The following is a 19,992-nucleotide window of genomic DNA, read 5'->3' on the forward strand; positions in this document are numbered from 1 at the left end:
AGGTTTATCCTCCTTTTACTGAAGAAACGTGGATGGATGGTACTAGTTCCTCGACGTCTTCTTTGTTACATAAATCAGTTTGGAAGGCAGTGGCACTTCCTGCAGCGACGGCATAACGAAACGCTTCTTCAATGGATTCAGATTGTTGAACCTTTGCTGTAAAGGCAGCTACAACAGAATCTCCTGCACCAACGGAATTCTTAACTTCTCCTTTAGGTACGTTCGCGAACAACTGTTGTTTTTCTCCTACATAGACAGCACCTTCGCCACCCATGGATACGATGACATGTTTAACACCTTGATGCACAAGTTTGTGCGCATAAGTGGCGGCTTGCTCTTTCGTTTCAATCGTCGTATTGAAAAGTTCTCCTAATTCATGGTGGTTCGGTTTAAGGAGAAAAAGGGGAGAACCGACGATTTGGTTCAATGCTTTTCCTGAGGTGTCTGCTATGAGCTTCACTTCTCGTTCTTCACATAGGTTTGCGATGGTGACATAGAAATCTTCAGGTAGAGTAGAAGGGACGCTTCCGGCAATCACTAATAGATCTTCTTTTGTCATATGCTCAACCTGTTCTAACAAGCGATCTTGTTGCTCTTGTGTGATCGATGGACCCGGTCCGTTGATTTCTGTTTCGTCCGCGCTCTTCAGCTTTACATTCACTCGTGTGTTGCCTTCAATTTCAATGAACTGATGTGAAATGTTGTTTTCTTCTAAAGCACTTTTTATGAAGTCACCTGTAAAGCCGCCAATATAGCCAAGGGCTGTCGTTTGGGTGCCTAATGCGCCCATCACTCTCGAGACGTTGATTCCCTTACCCCCTGGATAGTAATAGGTTTCAGAGGAACGGTTCAGTGTACCCGCTTGAAATTGATCGACGTTCATGACGTAGTCGATCGAAGGGTTTAGTGTGCAAGTATAAATCATGGTGTCACAACCTTTATCGTCGTTTTATCTCGATAGGAATCGAGCGGTAAGCCTTGATGATTCGTGATGATGTCTGCTTCTTGCAGTTCGGCGAACGTGGAGAACGTCACTTCCTCGAACTTTGAGGCATCAGCTAGTACGTACCGGTTTTTAGATTGAAGGAGTGTTTCTCGCTTGATTGCTGCTTCTTCTGGGTCAGGTGTTGTAAACCCATCGTTCAAGCTAATGCCATTGGCTCCAATAAAACAAATGTCAAAGCGGTATTGCTTCAAGGTTTGCAAAGCACCGGTTCCTACGACTGCTCGCGTACGGTGTTTGACCAGCCCTCCTAGAACGTAGGTTTTAATTTGATGTTCACTTAATGCATCTAAATGGTTCAGGCCATTAGTGACCACCGTGATGTCCTTCCCCTTTAGATGCTGAATCATCGCATAAGTCGTAGACCCTGCGTCGATGAAAATGCAATCGCCGTCCTTTACAAGAGAGGCTGCATGCAGTGCGATCGCTTCTTTCTCAGGTGTGTAAATCGTCGACTTCTCACTCATGCTAGGCTCATCGCTCGCAGAGGTCTGGATGGATGCTCCACCATGAACGCGTCGAAGTTCTCCGGCTTGTTCTAATTGATCGAGGTCCCTTCGAATGGTGGATTCAGAGGAGCCGGTCTGTTCGACTAATTCTTTTATTTTGACTGTATGACGTTTTTTGACGGTTTCTAAGATTAGCTGTTGTCTTTCTGGAGTAAGCATTTTACAGCCTCCTTGATCACTTTCTGTGTATATCATACAAGAAAGCCTTTTCATTTTCAATCATAAATAATCAAAAATAATCAAAATCTATCAAAAGCAATCATGAATGCGTTTAGTGGGGAGGAAGTTGAAACCATTAAAAGGAGCACCCTGGCAAAGCTATCCAATTCGGACATCCACCTGAGCTATTCGGACAAGAAGTGCGGTATATCGGACATGTTCTCGTCAAATACGGACAAGCGACGTACTATTTCGGACATTTACGTCAGATTCGGACAAGAGAGCCAGGTAATCGGACATTTGCCCATTGAATTCGGACAAATTCCCAAAACAAAAACCACAGTTCATTCAACTGTGGTTTAAGAAGATAAGCGTTGGGGATTCGTCCATTCTATGTAAGATTCCCCTGTTAATAAATGAAACGTTTCGATTCGATCAGGTAACGCATGGAACATGTGGTAAGAACATTGGATAGCGGACTTACGATAAAGCTTCATTTCCTCAGGGTCTCTTTCAATGACAAACTTTTTAAAGGTCCTCTCTTGCTGATGTTCCTCAATGATGACATGATTCAGCGTCAACTTTTCTTCTCTCTCAAACGTCTCCCAGTATTTGCAGAACCAAGACAGGTCTGGTTTATGATCGATGGTTTGTTGAAGAAGATGGTCTATGATTTGGGCTAACTGAAGGTAATAGCATCCAAAGTCAGGGAAATTGGAATGATTCAGTTGTTTTTGCTTTCGTTCAATCAATTGTAATATTCGAATGGTAGACCGATTCTCAGCAGGCCATTGGTACACGAGTTCAATAACATCATCTACGAATAACTGGAGTTCTTCCTTCCAAGTCACCTTCATAGAATCACCTCCGTAATTATAATGTACGTATATATTAATTGAAAATGATTATCAATGTCAATCGAATTGAGAATATTGTTGATGAAGGCTATGTTTTGTGCTACATTTAAACTAGTCATTTGTACGTCTTTAGGAGGTGTGGCACATCATGGAAACACTCGCAATTACGTTATTAACGATTGATACAATTGCTTTGATTGCTCTTGTCTTGCTACAGTCAGGGAAAAGCGCTGGTTTATCTGGAGCGATTTCTGGTGGAGCGGAGCAAATGTTTGGGAAACAAAAAGCACGAGGCATCGATGCGGTTTTGCATAAAGCAACGATTGTAACAGGTGTATTATTCTTCGTGTTGGCTTTCTTATCCGCTTATATTTTAGGCTAAGATCAAATATAGGTTGAACAAACCGCGCTTATTCAAGCGCGGTTTTTCTATATCTGAGTCCTTTACCATTTATATGAAAAAAAACGATGTGTTTGGCCACCTTAAAATAGTGGGATAAAATAGAAACCGCTCTTAATAAGAATGAAATTTATAAATAAGGAAATAGATGAAGTAAGGAGAATGACAATGAAAATTAAACAACCCCAACCATTTACGTTTGAAGCAGGCGAACGTGCGGTATTATTATTACATGGATTTACAGGACATTCCGCTGATGTGCGGATGATTGGAAGATATTTGCAAAAGAACGGATACACCACACATGCACCAATTTATAGAGGGCATGGCCAGGAATTGGAGGCGCTGATTGATGCTCGTCCTGACGAGTGGTGGGCAGATGTGATGGATGCGCTCAATCACTTGAGAGAACTCGGTTATGAGAAGATTGCGGTAGCAGGCTTGTCATTAGGCGGAGTATTGAGTCTTAAGTTAGCCTACTCAGAGCCGATTAAGGGTGTCATCACGATGTGTGCTCCTATGTTCTTCGATAATGAGAAACAATTAACACAGGGCTTTCAAGCGAAAGCGAAACAGTACAAGCAATTAGAAGGTAAGGACCAAGCTACAATCGACCAAGAAATCGAAGAAATGCTGAAAGAGTCTGAACCGATGTTCAAAGAACTGGGCAGTCTTATTGAAAACGTCCATGACGAGGTCGATCAAATCTACACACCGACTTTTGTCGTACAGGCTGAGCAAGATGAGATGATCAACACTGAGAGTGCGAATTATATTTATGAACAAGTTGAAACCGATCAAAAAGATATAAAATGGTACAAAAACTCTGGACACGTCATTACGATGGATAAAGAAAAGGAACAGCTTCATGAAGATATTCTAGCTTTTCTTGAATCCTTAGATTGGTCATAAACAGAGTATTGTCCTCATACCGAAGGAGGTAAGGCGAAAATGAACGAACAATTGAAGCAACAAATCTTAGACTTTTTTAAAGAAACCGCGTCCAAACCATTATCGGTGCAGGAACTCGAAGACGCTATGGCCCTTGAAGACGCTGCTGGCTTCAGGGAACTGATGAAAACCTTGAATGCTCTAGAAGAAGAAGGGGAGCTCGTCCGTACAAGGAAGAATCGCTTTGGATTACCGGAAAAGATGAACCTCATTCGCGGACGGATTCAAATGCACGCGAAAGGGTTTGCTTTTCTTATTCCAGACGAAGAAGACAAGGACGATGTCTATCTACACCACTCTGATTTACATTCTGCAATGAACAATGACAAAGTCCTTGTCCGTATTGAAAAAAGGGATGACGATGGACAACGCCCAGAAGGTACGGTCATTCGGATTTTAGAACGCGCAACGACCCGAGTAGTCGGAACGTATGAGTCCAGTCGTAATTTCGGATTCGTCATTGCCGATGATAAACGAATACCGAATGACATCTTCATTCCAAAAGGTCAAACGAACGGAGCCGTTGACGGCCATAAAGTGATTGTGAATATCACCAAGTTCCCGGAAGATCGAATGAGCGCTGAAGGGGAGATCGTTGAGATTCTTGGACATAAGAATGATCCAGGCATCGACATCATCTCTATCATCTATAAACACGGAATTAAAGTGGATTTCCCTAATGAAGTGTTAGAACAAGCAGCCGAAACCCCTGATCAAATTTCAGAAGATGAAATTAAAAACCGTCGTGATTTGCGTGATGAAACGATTGTGACGATCGACGGAGCGGATGCGAAAGACTTAGATGATGCGGTCATGGTGAAAAAATTGGACAATGGTAACTACAAGCTTGGCGTCCATATTGCTGACGTAACATATTATGTCGATGAGAACTCTCCGATTGACAAGGAAGCGAGAGAACGAGCAACGAGTGTGTACTTAGTGGATCGTGTTATTCCGATGATTCCTCATCGTCTATCGAATGGCATTTGCTCACTGAATCCAAAAGTCGACCGTCTGACGTTATCTTGTGAGATGGAAATCGATAAAAATGGAGATGTCGTTGGACATGAGATATTCCAAAGTGTAATCAAGACAACAGAGCGTATGACGTATAAAGACGTCAACAGCATTCTGCAAGATCAGGATCCTGATCTTATGGAGAAATATAAAAATCTTGTTCCAATGTTCCAAGAGATGGAAGGATTAGCGAAGACACTCCGCGGCAAACGAATGGGACGTGGAGCGATTGACTTTGACTTCAAGGAAGCAGGCGTCGTAGTAGATGAAGAAGGTAAAGCAGTCGATGTTCGCTTGCGTGAACGTTCTGTTGCTGAGCGATTAATTGAAGAATTCATGTTGGCAGCGAACGAAACGGTAGCGGAACATTTCCACTGGATGGACGTACCGTTTATCCACCGTATTCACCAAGACCCGGATGAAAGCAAACTGCAGAACTTCTTCGAGTTTGTTGCGAATATGGGGTATGTCGTGAAAGGAACGGCTGATAATGTCCACCCTCAAGCCTTACAGAAAGTGTTGGAAGAAGTAAAAGGCACACAAGAGGATATGATTATTTCGAAATTGATGCTTCGTTCCATGCAACAAGCGAAATATGATCCTCAAGGTCTTGGTCACTTTGGACTTGCGACAGACTTCTATACACACTTCACGTCACCGATCCGTCGTTATCCAGACTTGATCGTCCATCGTCTGATTCGTACGTATTTAGTTGAAGAGAAATTGGATGATCGAACGCGTAAGCATTGGAAAGATCAGATGCCGGAAATCGCCCGTCACTCTTCTGAGATGGAGCGAGCGGCCGTCGATGCTGAGAGAGAAACGGATGATTTAAAGAAAGCGGAATTCATGCAAGATAAAATCGGTGAAGAGTACGAAGGCGTCATCAGCTCTGTCACAAGCTTCGGCATGTTTGTAGAATTACCGAATACAGTCGAAGGTCTTGTTCATGTCAGTACATTGACAGACGACTATTATCACTTCCACGAAAAGCAATTCGCGATGATTGGTGAGCGTACAGGAAATGTCTTCCGTATTGGTGATGAAGTAACGATTCGTGTTACTAATGTGAATTTGGATGAACGTGTCGTTGATTTTGAAATTGACGGGATGAAGCCTAGAAAAGAGAGACCACGTCCAGCTAGGCCAAAAAATATCGAATCTAAATCAAAAGAAAAAGGTGCACCGGATCGTAAAAAGAAAAAGAAGAAAAAGCAAAAAGGCAACAAACCGTTCTATCGTAATAAAGGAGTGCCGAAAAAAGGTACGAAAAAGAAAAAATAAAGCAAAAAACGCGCAGGGAAGTCCGCTCCCCTGCGCGTTTTTTGTATATTCATTATGCACTGATCGCATTTTTGACTTGGTTTACATCCTGTTCATTCAAATGAGCGGCTGTCTGAATTAAATCGACATCGACACACTTGGACCAAGTGGATAACTCGGCTTGATCAATTTGGTGATTGTTTGTAACCAGTCCATTGTGGTTGGAGCAAATGTGATAGGAAATAAACAATTTGTCTTTAACGAGCTCAGCATCATGAGCGACGGAGACGATGGTCCAACGATCTTTTGCTACCTCATTCCAGTCGTCCGCTAGTGTATCTTCTACAGTAGGCTGATAGACATTCGGTTCATTGTGATCGAAAAACTGCAAGCGTCCTTTTTCATCTTTGAATATATATCCTTCATCTGTCCATGACTTCCGTGTTAAAGCGTGTCCTTCATCGAGTAGGCGAGCTGCAAATAAAAAGTTCATTTCAACGTTCCTTTCTTGACCTGTGAATTTTTCCTCTAAGGATTTTATTAACTCTACCAAGCAAAGTCAACGGTTGTCACAGAACCATCACAATGTAAGGGTTTTAACAGCGGAAAGGGATATTATTTCCAGATGCCGTACAAGATCCATGGTTCTTGTACATCGTATGCAGACAAGTCAGGAATATGCTTGAACCCTTCAGCAGAGAAATCGATCCAGCATCCTACATTCTCAGGGTTCTTGTTCCAGTGATCAAGCAAAGTTTCGAAAAATCCGGGTTGAGTATAATGATCATTCCAAAAGTATTTGACGTGGGAATAATCATATTTTTTTGTATCGTTCTTAATGACGACGAAACGTGATTCGTCCGGGCTTACGTAAAAGGTGGAATCAGCGATATACTCATCAGTAAACAAGGCATCGTCGTATGGAAAAGGGTAATAGCATTCATATGGGAACATGCCTAGTGCGTTGCTCTCTAGTGAGTTCAATAATTCGTGCTTTTTGTTGAGATCCTCGACCTCTGTCCAAACAGGGCCGGGCGTCTGGCCGACTAGCTTGTCTGGTTGGTTTAATGTCAAGTAGTGGATGACGGGGCCTTGGTCAATGCCTAACTTTTGCAGGACACGACGGGCTGGAATATTTCCTAAGTGCGTATTGGCACCAATCCAACCGACGTCCGGACGCTCTCTAAGGTGGTCAATGATAGGTTGAAGTAATTTCGTCGCATGTCCGCGTTGTTGGTAACGCCGGTCACTTCGCAGTCTTCCGAGCATCGCGAATTTATTTTGACCGAATAAGCTGTAACCAGCAACAGCCATCATTTGGTCTTCGTGAAAAAGTCCAAAGAGCTCATGGCTATCCGAATCAATCAGCCTGTCAAAAATACGTACTACATAATCATCTTCTATTCCCGTATCCATTGCTTGTAAAAGGGGTAAATCATCTATGGTCAGCATTCTTACTTGTGCCACCTGTTCCATTTGTATCGCGCTCCTCTATTCGAACTAGTGCAAAAATATAGTCTCACATATTGAAAGAAAAAGTCCATCATTATAGTTTAAGTATTATGTCCTCGGGGGATGAATTGGAAATGAGGCTGAAATTTGATAAAATAAAGCGTACGCAATAGAGGAGGAACACCGTTATGCCAAGAGGACAGGGAAAGAGCATTGCCCAGAATAAGAAGGCGAGACATGATTTTGAGATTGAAGAAACATTTGAAGCGGGAATTGTGCTTCAAGGGACGGAAATTAAGTCGATTCGGAACGGCCGAGTCAATATGAAAGAGAGTTTCGCACGTGTCAAAGATGGCGAAGTATTCTTGCACAATATGCATATATCCCCTTATGATCAAGGGAATATTCATAATCATGAGCCAACGCGAGCGCGTAAATTATTGTTGCATCGCAAAGAAATCAATCAATTAATTGGACAAACCCAACAAAAAGGGTATTCATTAGTCCCTTTGAAAATGTATATCAAGAATGGTGTAGCCAAAGTGTTGATTGGTCTAGGACGCGGTAAGAAGAAATACGATAAGCGTGAAGACTTGAAACGTAAACAACAGAAGCGGGAAATCGATCGGGCAATCAAGGAAAGCCTAAAGTAGACTTGAAAAAAAATATGTTTGTGCTATAATAGGTATTGTCGCTCAAGACGACAGCACGAATAGAGCTTGACGCTCTGTCTTAATCCTAACGGGGACGTTACGGATTCGACGGGGATAGGTCGAGCTCGGGTTGCGAGTCGAGGTGACGTCTCGTAAAACGTCATTTGCCTATAATAACTGGCGAATCTAACGAAAACCTAGCTGTAGCTGCGTAAGTAGTCTATAGCTGATCCTTCCTGGTATCGCCCATGTGCTAGATGAAGGGTCTCAAACTGAAGTGGGCTACGCGTTTTTCCACCGCCTGAGGAAAAACGAAGAGACTAATCAGGCTAGCTCCTTGGAAGCCAGTCGGTAGGCTGAAGAGGAAGTGAAATATAATATATCGACTACGCTTGTAGAAGCCCGAGTGCCGATATCTCCGGACGTGGGTTCGACTCCCACCGTCTCCACCAATACATATATTGGTGGTTTTTTTATGTTCAAATTTGTGACGTAAATCATAAGTTTTCCGTTTGTAAAACTTATGATTTTTTTACTATTGTACGAGCTGTTTCTCCAACCCTCGATATATTGGATGAACAGACCTCAATTCGGACATTTATCCAAGCGATCCGGACAACAGAAGCACGATTTCAGACTTTCATATGCTTAATCCGGACGAGCGTCCTTTTATATCGGACATTCCCTGTTTATTCGGACACGAGATGCACTTAATAAGACATTTACTCAGCCGTTTTCAAGAAAAAATGGACGTGACCTCACCTCTCTCACTTTAAAAGAGGACCTCAACATACCCCGTCAAGGTAACATAAAAAGGCCTCTCCAATTACAGCGGAAAGGCCTTTTAAATTTTGTCTCTGTAAATCACTTAGAAACTCACATTACCTTTCCTGTCTACATCTCCTCTTTGATCCCTTTCCTCACAAGCACCCAGTTAGCTGGATAACTGGTAATAAAACCGAGAATCATGGCAATCTGCATCATGAACCAGTAAGTAATTTCATTCGGTTTAGGTGGTTCTGTGAATAATACATAGTGTACAAGGGCCATCCAACCGAACATCCCCACTTCAAAGGCAATCAAAGAAAATGAATCGGCTTTTACTGCAGCTTTGATCGACCCCATAACCCCTTTACTTTTATCCATCGGGTAGATAGCGTAAAATTGAAAGATGATACCAAAGATATAAGCTAAAATGAATTCAACCGTGTAGTGGGCGAACAGGGTTGAACCTGCTATCGTTAAGCCTGTCAGAGCTACTATTGGAACCCCTACTGCGTCGCCCAGTGTACAGCCAGCTGAACAGTGACTAGTGGATACGAATACTTTCGCCGGACGCCCGCGATGATCATCTATATCCAAGTTCTTAGCTTTTAATCGTCCCCACTTAAAGTATGTCCAGAGAGCGAATGGTCCAAAAAACCATCCATTGATCGGCCAGACGAAATTCATGATCTTCATCATTTGTGGATGCCTGATTACATCAACTATGATGATAAGGGAAGAGAGTAGTCCTGCTGAAAGTGCAATCCATGAAACTATAACTAACATACAATCACCTCTTTGTTTTAGTACAATACTGTTCACATACCCAGTAATGGTATTTTTTAAAACCAAAGTAACTAGAGGTTGGTATAATGATCACAACTGTTGACTAATAATACCGTATAGGGGTATTGTAGCTATTAAGGGAGGAAATTGATAATGAACGAACAATACTTACCCGAGGCTAGTAATAAGAAACCCGTAAAACCGAGAACAGTACAAGAGAAAGAAGCTGTCATGAACCGCTTGAAACGTATAGAAGGACAGGTAAGAGGAATTCAAAAAATGGTTGAGGATGATCGCTATTGTGTTGATGTTCTGATCCAAATATCAGCTATAAATAAGGCGTTAGATAAAGTCGGCCATTCATTACTGGAACGTCATACACATCATTGTGTGGCAAGTGCCATCAAAAATGGAAATGGCGAGGAAGCCATTGACGAGTTAATGAAAGTGATCCAGCAATTCTCCAAATAGGAGGTCATGTCAATGAGTGAACAAAAAGGTATGAATATAGGGGTCACGGGTATGACCTGTTCAGCTTGTTCGACTCGTATAGAGAAAGTATTGAACAAAATGGATGGCGTTGAAGCAAACGTGAATTTGTCTATGGAAAAAGCGAGCATTCATTACGATGAAGAAAAGGTCCAACCCTCTGATATTACGGACAAAATCGAAAAGCTTGGATATGGTGTACAGAAGGAACAGGTGGAGCTCGATATCCATGGTATGACCTGTTCAGCTTGCTCCTCCCGTATTCAAAAAGTATTAAACAAGATGGAGGGTATAGACCAAGCCACTATTAACTTAGCTACTGAAGCAGGTTTTGTTGAATATGAGCCGAGTCTAGTATCCGTCGATGATATCATTGCCAAAGTGGAGAAGCTTGGCTATAATGCCGTGATTAAACAAGATCGTGAGGAACAAAAAGACTATAAAGAAGAAGAAATTAAGAAGAAGAAGCGCCAGTTGTGGCTATCTGCTCTTCTTTCGCTCCCTCTCTTATATACAATGATGGCGCACTTGCCTTGGGAGATTGGTTTACCTGTTCCTGAACTATTCATGAACCCTTGGTTTCAATTTCTGTTAGCAACGCCAGTTCAGTTTTATATTGGTGCTCGGTTCTATGTGGGGGCCTATCGATCCTTGCGGAATAAAAGTGCCAACATGGATGTATTAGTTGCTTTAGGTACGTCGGCAGCTTATTTTTATAGCTTGGTAGAGGCTGTGCGTTGGCAGATTAACCCTCAGATCATGCCAGAACTATATTTTGAAACGAGTGCGGTTCTCATTACCTTGATTCTGGTGGGGAAATTATTTGAGTCCCTTGCCAAAGGACGCACCACAGCGGCTTTAACCAAGCTGCTGAACCTTCAAGCTAAAGAAGCGACAGTTATTAAAAATGGAGAAGAAGAGAAGATACCGGTAGACCAAGTAGAAGTCGGGGACATCTTGTTAGTTAAGCCCGGCGAAAAAATCCCTGTCGATGGAAGCTTGGTTCGAGGTTCATCATCTGTGGATGAGTCGATGATTACCGGGGAATCTATTCCAATAGAAAAAAATGAAGGGGACCCCGTTATCGGATCAACCATCAATAAAAATGGAACGGTCCAAATGAAAGCAGAGCGAGTAGGAAAAGACACAGCGCTCTCAGGCATCGTTAAAATTGTGGAAGAAGCTCAGGGTTCCAAGGCCCCTATCCAAAGAATGGCGGATGTTATTTCTGGAATTTTTGTACCAATCGTTGTGGGAATCGCTGTTCTCACGTTTATTAGTTGGTATGTATTCGTGGCGCCTGGTGAGCTTCCGGCAGCACTTGAAGCTGCAATCGCTGTACTCGTGATCGCCTGTCCATGTGCGCTCGGCCTCGCTACGCCTACATCAATCATGGTAGGAACGGGTAAAGGTGCAGAGCAGGGCATCCTTTTCAAAGGTGGAGAGTATTTAGAAGGAACGCAAAGTGTAACCACTGTGTTATTGGATAAAACGGGGACCGTGACGAAAGGAAAGCCTGAGGTCACTGATTTAGTTGCATTCTCTAGGGATGAGGAAGAGTGGCTACCTGATTTGATTGCTGCAGAGAAGGCATCTGAACATCCTCTAGCCGAGGCTATCGTTGCCTATGGTAAAGAGAAGAACGTTACAATGAAGGAAGCTGCAGACTTTGAAGCGATTCCAGGTTATGGTATCCAAGCTAAAGTTGAAGGCAGAGATGTCCTAGTGGGGACTAGAAAATTGATGAACCGTGAGAACTTGCCATATCAGCAATATGAAGAAGACTTTTCAAGGTTAGAGAACCAAGGAAAAACAGCTATGTTCATCGCCATTGATCAAGAAATAAAGGGGTATATCGCAGTCGCAGACACCATCAAAGATACTTCCAAACAAGCGATTGCCGACCTGAAAGATTTAGGAATTCAGGTATTCATGGTCACGGGGGATAATGAGCGCACGGCTAAAGCTATTGCTGCACAAGTGGGGATAGACGGTGTATTTGCTGAAGTATTACCTGAAGAAAAAGCTGATAAAGTGAAGGAATTGCAAAAACAAGGTCAGACGGTGGCTATGGTTGGGGACGGAATCAATGATGCTCCTTCTCTAGCTACAGCTGACATTGGTATAGCTATCGGTACCGGTACGGACGTCGCCATCGAAACAGCTGATATTACGCTGATTGGTGGAGATCTTGAACATTTAAGCAAGGCCATACACTTGAGCCGTAAGACGATGAAGAATATCCGACAAAACTTGTTTTGGGCGCTCGCTTATAATACAGCAGGAATACCAATTGCTGCGATTGGACTGTTAGCCCCATGGGTGGCTGGCGCTGCTATGGCGTTCAGTTCGGTCAGTGTTGTAAGTAATTCGCTTAGGTTGAAGCGGGTGAAAATATAATGATTTATACAGAAAGGGTGCGTTAATATGCAAAAGACGATTAAAGTAGAAGGAATGACTTGCGGACATTGTGAAAAAGCAGTAAAGGGTGCTTTAAATGAGGTTGATGGTGTGAACGAGGTTGAAGTGGATTTGGAAACAGGCAAAGTTACAATTTCTGCCGGTGAAGATGTGGATATGCAAGTAATAGAAGAAGCGGTAGAAGAGCAGGGCTACGAGGTAGTCTCTGAATAATAGCAATTGAGTATGGAAAAATCCTGGAGGAGTCAACTTAGGTTGGACCTTCAGGATTTTTATGTTTACTACAAGATGAAAAAACCAGTTTATTTATACCCCTACTAGGTAACAGTATCAAAAAGAATAACTTAAATCAGGATTGGAGGATTAATTTGTCACACGAACAAAGTAACCATAATCAACAAAAAGACCATCAAAACCATGACCATGGTCAAAATAGTCATCAGCATAATCATGAACAAGATCACGACCATGAACATCAGCATGGTCATGGTCATGAAGGTCATGATCACGGGGCGATGGTTGAGGACTTTAAGAAAAGGTTTTATATTTCCTTAATTGTAACCTTACCTATACTAATATTATCCCCAATGATTCAAAAGTTTATTGGTATCGACTTTTCTTTCCCTTACGACCAGTATATTTTATTCGGTTTGGCAACCTTTGTATTCTTTTATGGTGGCTGGCCTTTCATCACAGGAGCAGTAGACGAACTCAAACAGAAAAATCCTGGCATGATGACTTTGATCGGACTAGCGATCGTCGTCGCTTATGTGTATAGTTCACTTGTTGTGTTCGGATGGTCAGGTCGGAACTTCTTCTGGGAGCTTGCGACACTCATTGATATTATGCTTCTTGGTCATTGGATAGAAATGAAGTCTGTCATGGGAGCTTCAAATGCTCTTCAGGAATTAGTGAAATTAATGCCGAATGAAGCTCATCGTTTAAAAGAGAATGGTGAGACGGAAGACGTCCCGTTAAGTGAACTTCATTCAGAGGATCTCGTCCTCGTAAAACCCGGTGAGAAAATTCCTGTCGATGGTGAAATTACAGAAGGGAAATCAGCTATTGATGAATCGATGCTGACGGGGGAATCCATGCCTGTAGAGAAGGACGTAGATGATGAGGTCATCGGTGGATCGATCAATAAAGAAGGCAGTCTCACGATTCAAGTGAAAAAAACAGGCGACGATACGTACCTATCTCAAGTGATAGAGTTAGTACAAGAAGCTCAGGGTTCAAAATCCCGGGCTCAGGACTTTGCTAACCGAGCAGCAAAATGGCTTTTTTACTTAGCTCTTGGAGCAGGGATCACGACCTTTATCGTATGGCTTGCTTTGGGGTATGCGCTTGATATAGCGTTAGAACGCATGGTAACGGTTATGGTCATCACTTGTCCGCATGCCTTAGGTCTTGCTGCACCGCTGGTGGTAGCTGTTTCGACATCATTGTCAGCTAAGCAGGGACTGTTGATCAGGAATCGAACTCAATTTGAAAATGCACGGAACATCGACGCCGTTATCTTTGATAAAACCGGTACATTAACAAAAGGTGAATTCGGTGTCACGAATGTCATTTCGAATAAAAATGAGGAAAGCGAAGTATTGTATTGGGCAGCTAGCGTTGAACAAAACTCTGAGCACCCACTAGCCAGAGGAATCCTGGAAAAAGCTCGTGAAAAGGAGATATCACTTGGGAAAGTAGAGGATTTTGAATCGATCACAGGTAAAGGGTTAAGAGGTTCTGTTGATGGAAGAGAAGTCAAAGTGATGAGTCCTGGTTATATGAAAGACGAAGGCTATACTTACGACACGGATGCTTTTAATGATCTATCAGAAGAAGGAAAAACAGTGGTCTTCGTCCTGCTTGACGACCAATTCATAGGTATGGTCGCAATGGCTGATATGGTAAGGGATTCTGCCAAAGAAGCGATAGCAGAACTTAAATCAAATGGTATTCACTCGGTCATGCTTACGGGAGATAACCAAAAAGTGGCCAATTGGGTGGCCGAACAGCTGGATATTGATGAAGTGTATGCTGAAGTATTACCTGACCACAAAGCGGATAAAGTGAAAGAGGTTCAGTCTCAAGGAAGAAAGGTTGCGATGACAGGAGATGGCATTAATGATGCACCTGCTCTGGCCACTGCGGATGTTGGTATTGCAATAGGAAGCGGAACAGACGTAGCTGTCGAAACGGCAGATATTGTCCTTGTGAAAAGTAATCCCAAAGATATCGTTTCCATTGTAAGTTTATCTAAAAACACGTATAAGAAGATGGTGCAGAACCTATGGTGGGCTGCAGGTTATAACATTTTTGCCATACCTTTAGCGGCAGGTGTCTTAGCTCCTATCGGTTTTGTTCTCAGTCCGGCTGTGGGAGCCGTTTTAATGAGTTTAAGTACAGTTGTAGTTGCGATTAATGCTAAGTTGTTGAAGGCAGAATAAAAAAGTGGGACAAAGGATTTTCTTTGTCCCGCTTATTATTTTATAAAAGAATTGGAAACTACATAGATTCTGCACATCGATGCGTTATAGTTGAGATAATAAAGGTCCTGACAGGTGGAGGATAACATGTATCAGATATTCAGCGAAATAAGTGCGTTTTTAAGTGGGCCATTTCACAGTCTTGCTCTGAAATGGGAGGGCATTCCGATTCTTTCTGCTTTTCTGCTTGGTTTAGTAGGGGCCTTTGCACCTTGTCAGTTTACCGGGAATATTGGAGCGATCACGATTTATGGGAACCGGTCTTTGCAATCTAAGGTTCCTTGGCTTCACGTGACGTTGTTTATCATGGGGAAGGTTTTTGTATTCTCTATCTTGGGACTGGTTGTGTGGGTGATGGGCAAAGAAATACAAAGCAACTTGACAGCATTCATCCCGTTTATCAGGAAAATGATCGGCCCTGTATTGGTAGTGATGGGCTTGTTCTTGATGGGAATATTCCAAATGAAGTGGAATTTTAACCTCGGCAAAATACCGGATCGTTATTTGAAAGATAATCCAGTAGGGAGCTTTTTGGTGGGAGTCAGCTTTACTTTGGCCTTTTGCCCGACCATGTTTATCTTATTCTTCATGACACTGATGCCAGTAGTTCTATCTACTTCCTACGGGGCTGTATTGCCTACGATTTTTGCGATAGGGACATCGGTTCCTCTTATTTTTTCTATTTTTCTCATTTGGTATTTTGAATTAAGCGGTTCATTCATGAAGAAGGGAAGAAAGCTCGGAGGGATGGTTCAAAAAATTGCTGGTATCCTCTTGATCGTAGTAGGGGTGCTGGATACACTTACTTATTGGTAGAAGACCGAAATATAGAATCCTCATATCTGAGGATTCTCAGGCTGCCTGCAGGAGTTAGTGGAGCGGTTCTGTTAGATTATATAAGAATAACGTGGGATGGAAAACGACTCGCTTTCCTGCGGGGGAGCCGGCAAGCCTCCTCGTTCGTTGACACTCTCTGTGGGGTCTCGCCTAGGTCCTTCTCCCGCGGGAGTCTCCCCGTTTTCCATCCCACTATGCTTAAATTTGCTGGAACAGAACCTCACAAAGTATTGTGCTGTCATAAGTAGAGCTCCACATTGTAGTTAAATCTCTAGAGGTTCATTCTTCCTGTAGTGAGGTGGCGTGGAAACGGCGACACTCCTGCAGGATTCTGAGGCTTGTGTGAGATCCCGCAGGTCGCGAAGCTCACCGCCGCCTGCGGAAAGGGAGTCGTTTCCACGCCACCGGTACCTTCACACCTTGGAAGAACCGAAAGTAGCTTTCTCAACACTCTGAGAATCCTCTGATATGAGGATTCTTTTTATCTTGGACTCATTTTTGGTGGGTAGGATGGTCATATAATAAATGAGAGAAATGATGTACGATATATAAGGGCAACGTAATGAAAATACAAAATTTTAGGTGGAGTGCCGATTTATGAAAAGGTACAAAAAGTATAAAATTCTAGCCATTTTGCTGACCAGCTTTTTTATCGTCAGCTACGAGTTGGTAAGACACTATACACTCATTCACTTTTTGCCAAGGGATGTAGACGTCGTAGTGTCCTCCATTCTGTTTATAGTTATCTCAATCATCATTTCACAGGTGATTTTCAATACGTTAGAGAAGTTGGAGCGTAAAAGTTATCAAAAAGAAATTGAAGCGAAGATCATGTTTGAGAATAGTGTGGATGCCATTTTCGTATTGAACTCGGATGGAGAAGTCCTCGAAATGAATGGAGGAGCTGAATTATTGAGTGGATGGAAGCAGAAGGACGGCTTGACTTTTGAGATATTATTCGACGAAACTCTGCATTCACTCCGATTCTATAGGGATAAGAATGATAATGATTCATCCCCTATTATCGAGAAGTCATTACAGACAAAAGACAACGGACCTACCCCAGTTAGTCTCACTTTTTCTTTTATGAACGATTTGTTTACCAATCAAGAAAAAATCGCCATTATCGTGAGAGACTTGTCTGAAAGAAAACAGATGGAAAATGTAATAAAAAAATTGTATACGGAAGCCACGCAAAAGCATTATGAGACTGAAATTCTGTATCAAATTTCTCATAAAATGACTTCCATACGTGACTTGAGTGCGTTAGATACACAAAAAACATTCAGGGATGTCACGAATAAAATTCAACGGTTATTAGAGGGCGATCATGTGGCTTTATACTTGAAGAGGTCCCATAATGATGGATTCTCATGTATTGCTTCCACTCCAAATTTCCGAAATCAAGATTATGATTTCTCAGAGCATAGTCGCCTCGCCTCATACGAGTTCAAAGACAATAAGTTGGTTGTTCCCATACAAACGGAAGGTCATACACTGGGGTTCATCTTAGTGGAAGGAACAGAGCAGATGCAATCGTCCATGCAGAAGCAGGACCTTATCAAGAGTATTAAACAAATATTCTCCATCACATTAGAAAACAGTCACTTATATAATAAGTTGAGAGGCGTCACCATTGTCGAAGAACGGGAGCGTTTAGCACGTGAAATGCATGATGGTTTGGCACAGGAAATCAGCTCTATATCAATGAAAATCCAAGTGGTGAAGAGTCTTATCTATCGGAAGGGAAGCGATGGTCTTGACTCCGACAGGCTAAAGGAATTCGTTCGTGATTTGGAGACGTTAACAAATGAAGCCTATCACGAAATCCGACATCATCTTTTTAATCTGCGAACTCCTTTTCAAATGCAGAAGCCCTTCTTAGATTCACTAATGAACTATGCCGATATATTTGAAGAACATACGGAGATTGAAGTAGAGGTGAAGGTTCGGGAAGACTTTACATTCAGAGAAGCAAATTTGTCTTCAGAAATGAAAGTACACGTCATACGTATTATTCAGGAAGCCCTATCTAATAGTAAGAAGCACTCGAGTGCTTCAAGCGTAATAGTAGAGTTAGAACCTGCTAGCGTGGGTTTTTGGAGAATCAGAATTGAAGACAATGGGAATGGTTTTGATTATGAAATGAATAAAGATCAAAAAGAACATTATGGATTAGAGATCATGAAAGAAAGAGCGCACTTGTTCGGAGGATACGTCGAAATTAATTCCTCAAGGGGTGAAGGCACACAGATTGCATTGTACATACCTGAAGGAGGGGAGCATCTTGAAAACCATTGATATACTCGTCTGTGATGATCATGAGATTCTGCGTAAAGGGATTGTGGAGTTGTTGAACCTGCAGGATGGTATGGAAGTTATCGCGGAAGCAAGTGACGGAAAAGAAGCGATAGAACTTACAGAGGAAACAAATCCTGATGTTATATTAATGGATATTCAAATGCCTCAATGTAACGGTTTAGAAGCTGTGAAACAAATCCGTATGCAAAATGAAGAAGTGAAAATCATTATGTTGACCGTTTCGGATGAAGAGGCTGATTTGTACAATTCAATTAAATACGGTGCAAATGGATATTTGTTAAAGAATATGAACCTTGAAGAGTTGTTTTCACATATTGAAGGAGTATTAAGAGGTGAAGCATCTTTTTCAACAGGGTTAGCGAATAAACTATTGAATGAATTTAAGAGCATGGCTGAACAACTCCAGACTCAAAAAGTGGATCAGTATAACTTGAGTGACAGGGAAACGGAAGTGCTCCAGCTAGTTGTTAAAGGGTATTCTAACGATGAGATAGGTAAAGAGTTGTTTATCAGCCAGCATACTGTCAAAAAACATCTAGGGAATATCCTTCAAAAACTTCATGTTAAGAACAGGTACCAAGCTGCTACATTCGCTTTAAAAGAAGGGATTATAGAAGAGTCGGATTAGATGGATTAATAATTCAGATGAATAAGAATATAGTCCTAGTTTCAATGCTTATGGTATTAGTTATACTACTACCTTCTGTTGTATAAAGTGTACTCATTTCTACTACAACAATAACCTTGTATTGTCTATGATTGAAAATAGATTTATACAAGGAGGAAGAGACATGATTTCGCGTAAGCTTATGGTTTTGTTGAGTATCATATGTACAGTGGTACTACTTGCAGGGTGTTCATCTTCTGGAGAAGCGAAGGAGAACAGTCAACCTGAAGAAAGTACAGAAGAAACGCAACAGGGTGACAGTACCGACAGTACCAAAGAGGAAACGACGGAAGAAGACACTATTATAGAAGCAGAGGAAAATAGTGACTCTGAAGTTTCTACCAATGTAATAGATGTGTCCGCCTTCGAGATGGGCTATGATCCTTCAGAAATTACATTACAAAAGGGAGAAGAATATGAACTTATCCTAAATAATGATGGAGAAGTATTTCACGACCTGACCCAGAAAGAGATGGATGTGGAAATTACCTATATGGGTGAAATGGCTGATCACCCAGAGTCGGTATCACTCCTTGATAAAGTGTTAGGTGTTAAGAAAGTACATGCCAGCGGTGACCATGATGGAGGTCACGATGCTACGAATATTCATATGAACGCAAAGTCAGGCCAAACGGTGAAGATTAAATTTATCCCTCAAGAAACAGGCGAATTTGAATTCTTCTGTACCGTACCAGGCCACAAAGAAGCGGGTATGGTTGGTACATTCATAGTTGAATAAAACGAACCCCCAAATGTTCCTTGCATTTGGGGGTTTTTTTGCGTACCTCAAGTTAAATGTACAGTTAGATAAATACAAAATATACATAGTTTCTGCACAAATAATGCACGATTTCGGGGGACATTGGATATAGGGGCTATCATTTATTGATACAAAACGTCCTCTAACCACGATTATTAAAATACGATCCGTGGTATGGGTATATTGAAAGTGAAGGAG

Annotated in this window: 18 protein-coding genes and 1 other RNA gene; 13 read left to right on the plus strand and 6 right to left on the minus strand. The window is 42.0% G+C overall.

Annotation, left to right across the window (positions count from 1 at the left end):
* Positions 1-4: 4 nt before the first annotated feature.
* From pfkB to H0266_RS12180, 3 genes are all read right to left on the minus strand, one after another.
* Positions 5-925: a 1-phosphofructokinase gene (gene pfkB / locus H0266_RS12170; RefSeq protein ID WP_181472645.1), complete on the minus strand. Its 921-nt coding sequence runs from the start codon at positions 923-925 to the stop codon at positions 5-7.
* Complete coding sequence (locus H0266_RS12175; protein ID WP_181472646.1) at positions 922-1,671, minus strand: DeoR/GlpR family DNA-binding transcription regulator; 750 nt, start codon at positions 1,669-1,671, stop codon at positions 922-924. Before H0266_RS12175 ends, pfkB begins: the two co-directional genes overlap by 4 nt.
* A gap of 359 nt (positions 1,672-2,030) precedes the next feature.
* Positions 2,031-2,528, minus strand: a complete 498-nt coding sequence (locus H0266_RS12180) for a hypothetical protein (RefSeq protein WP_181472647.1) — start codon at positions 2,526-2,528, stop codon at positions 2,031-2,033.
* A gap of 148 nt (positions 2,529-2,676) precedes the next feature.
* Here H0266_RS12180 and secG point away from each other — a divergent pair, with 148 nt between their 5' ends.
* The 3 genes from secG (at position 2,677) to rnr (ending at position 6,180) form a co-directional block, all read left to right on the plus strand.
* A complete protein-coding gene (gene secG, locus H0266_RS12185) occupies positions 2,677-2,910 on the plus strand; it encodes a preprotein translocase subunit SecG (RefSeq protein ID WP_181472648.1) in 234 nt (77 codons plus the stop codon).
* A gap of 186 nt (positions 2,911-3,096) precedes the next feature.
* Positions 3,097-3,840 (plus strand): alpha/beta hydrolase, encoded by a 744-nt coding sequence (locus H0266_RS12190; protein ID WP_181472649.1) that lies wholly within the window; start codon positions 3,097-3,099, stop codon positions 3,838-3,840.
* Between the two features lie 39 nt (positions 3,841-3,879).
* Positions 3,880-6,180, plus strand: a complete 2,301-nt coding sequence (rnr, locus tag H0266_RS12195) for a ribonuclease R (protein ID WP_181472650.1) — start codon at positions 3,880-3,882, stop codon at positions 6,178-6,180.
* Between the two features lie 52 nt (positions 6,181-6,232).
* Here rnr and H0266_RS12200 read toward each other — a convergent pair whose 3' ends face one another.
* Entirely contained in the window at positions 6,233-6,652 is a 420-nt protein-coding gene (locus H0266_RS12200; RefSeq protein WP_181472651.1) for a Thoeris anti-defense Tad2 family protein, read from the minus strand.
* A gap of 122 nt (positions 6,653-6,774) precedes the next feature.
* Positions 6,775-7,635, minus strand: coding sequence for a GNAT family N-acetyltransferase (locus tag H0266_RS12205; RefSeq protein ID WP_181472652.1), 861 nt, complete (start codon positions 7,633-7,635; stop codon positions 6,775-6,777).
* 164 nt (positions 7,636-7,799) lie between these two features.
* Here H0266_RS12205 and smpB point away from each other — a divergent pair, with 164 nt between their 5' ends.
* A complete protein-coding gene (gene smpB / locus H0266_RS12210) occupies positions 7,800-8,264 on the plus strand; it encodes an SsrA-binding protein SmpB (RefSeq protein WP_181472653.1) in 465 nt (154 codons plus the stop codon).
* Between the two features lie 90 nt (positions 8,265-8,354).
* Positions 8,355-8,716: a transfer-messenger RNA gene (ssrA, locus tag H0266_RS12215) on the plus strand.
* 442 nt (positions 8,717-9,158) lie between these two features.
* Here ssrA and H0266_RS12220 read toward each other — a convergent pair.
* Positions 9,159-9,815 carry a DUF4396 domain-containing protein gene (locus H0266_RS12220; RefSeq protein WP_181472654.1) on the minus strand — a complete coding sequence of 219 codons (657 nt, stop codon included), beginning with the start codon at positions 9,813-9,815 and terminating at the stop codon, positions 9,159-9,161.
* 153 nt (positions 9,816-9,968) lie between these two features.
* Between H0266_RS12220 and H0266_RS12225 the strand changes: the two genes are divergently transcribed.
* The 8 genes from H0266_RS12225 (at position 9,969) to H0266_RS12260 (ending at position 19,773) form a co-directional block, all read left to right on the plus strand.
* Entirely contained in the window at positions 9,969-10,286 is a 318-nt protein-coding gene (locus tag H0266_RS12225) for a metal-sensing transcriptional repressor (RefSeq protein ID WP_181472655.1), read from the plus strand.
* Between the two features lie 12 nt (positions 10,287-10,298).
* Complete coding sequence (locus H0266_RS12230; protein ID WP_181472656.1) at positions 10,299-12,704, plus strand: heavy metal translocating P-type ATPase; 2,406 nt, start codon at positions 10,299-10,301, stop codon at positions 12,702-12,704.
* 27 nt (positions 12,705-12,731) lie between these two features.
* Entirely contained in the window at positions 12,732-12,938 is a 207-nt protein-coding gene (locus H0266_RS12235) for a cation transporter (protein WP_181472657.1), read from the plus strand.
* A gap of 374 nt (positions 12,939-13,312) precedes the next feature.
* Positions 13,313-15,169: a heavy metal translocating P-type ATPase gene (locus tag H0266_RS12240; protein ID WP_425484308.1), complete on the plus strand. Its 1,857-nt coding sequence runs from the start codon at positions 13,313-13,315 to the stop codon at positions 15,167-15,169.
* A gap of 126 nt (positions 15,170-15,295) precedes the next feature.
* Positions 15,296-16,024 carry an urease accessory protein UreH domain-containing protein gene (locus tag H0266_RS12245; RefSeq protein WP_181472659.1) on the plus strand — a complete coding sequence of 243 codons (729 nt, stop codon included), beginning with the start codon at positions 15,296-15,298 and terminating at the stop codon, positions 16,022-16,024.
* Between the two features lie 618 nt (positions 16,025-16,642).
* Positions 16,643-18,346, plus strand: a complete 1,704-nt coding sequence (locus H0266_RS12250; RefSeq protein ID WP_181472660.1) for a PAS domain-containing sensor histidine kinase — start codon at positions 16,643-16,645, stop codon at positions 18,344-18,346.
* The gene (locus H0266_RS12255; protein ID WP_181472661.1) at positions 18,333-18,995 is read left to right on the plus strand and encodes a response regulator; all 663 of its coding nucleotides are present in this window, start codon (positions 18,333-18,335) and stop codon (positions 18,993-18,995) included. Before H0266_RS12250 ends, H0266_RS12255 begins: the two co-directional genes overlap by 14 nt.
* A 163-nt stretch (positions 18,996-19,158) precedes the next feature.
* The gene (locus H0266_RS12260; protein WP_181472662.1) at positions 19,159-19,773 is read left to right on the plus strand and encodes a plastocyanin/azurin family copper-binding protein; all 615 of its coding nucleotides are present in this window, start codon (positions 19,159-19,161) and stop codon (positions 19,771-19,773) included.
* The last annotated feature ends 219 nt before the right edge of the window (positions 19,774-19,992 follow it).

Origin of the sequence: Halobacillus locisalis (genome assembly GCF_013694105.1) — a bacterium.
In the GTDB taxonomy this organism is placed as follows: Bacteria; Bacillota; Bacilli; order Bacillales; family Halobacillaceae; genus Halobacillus; species Halobacillus locisalis.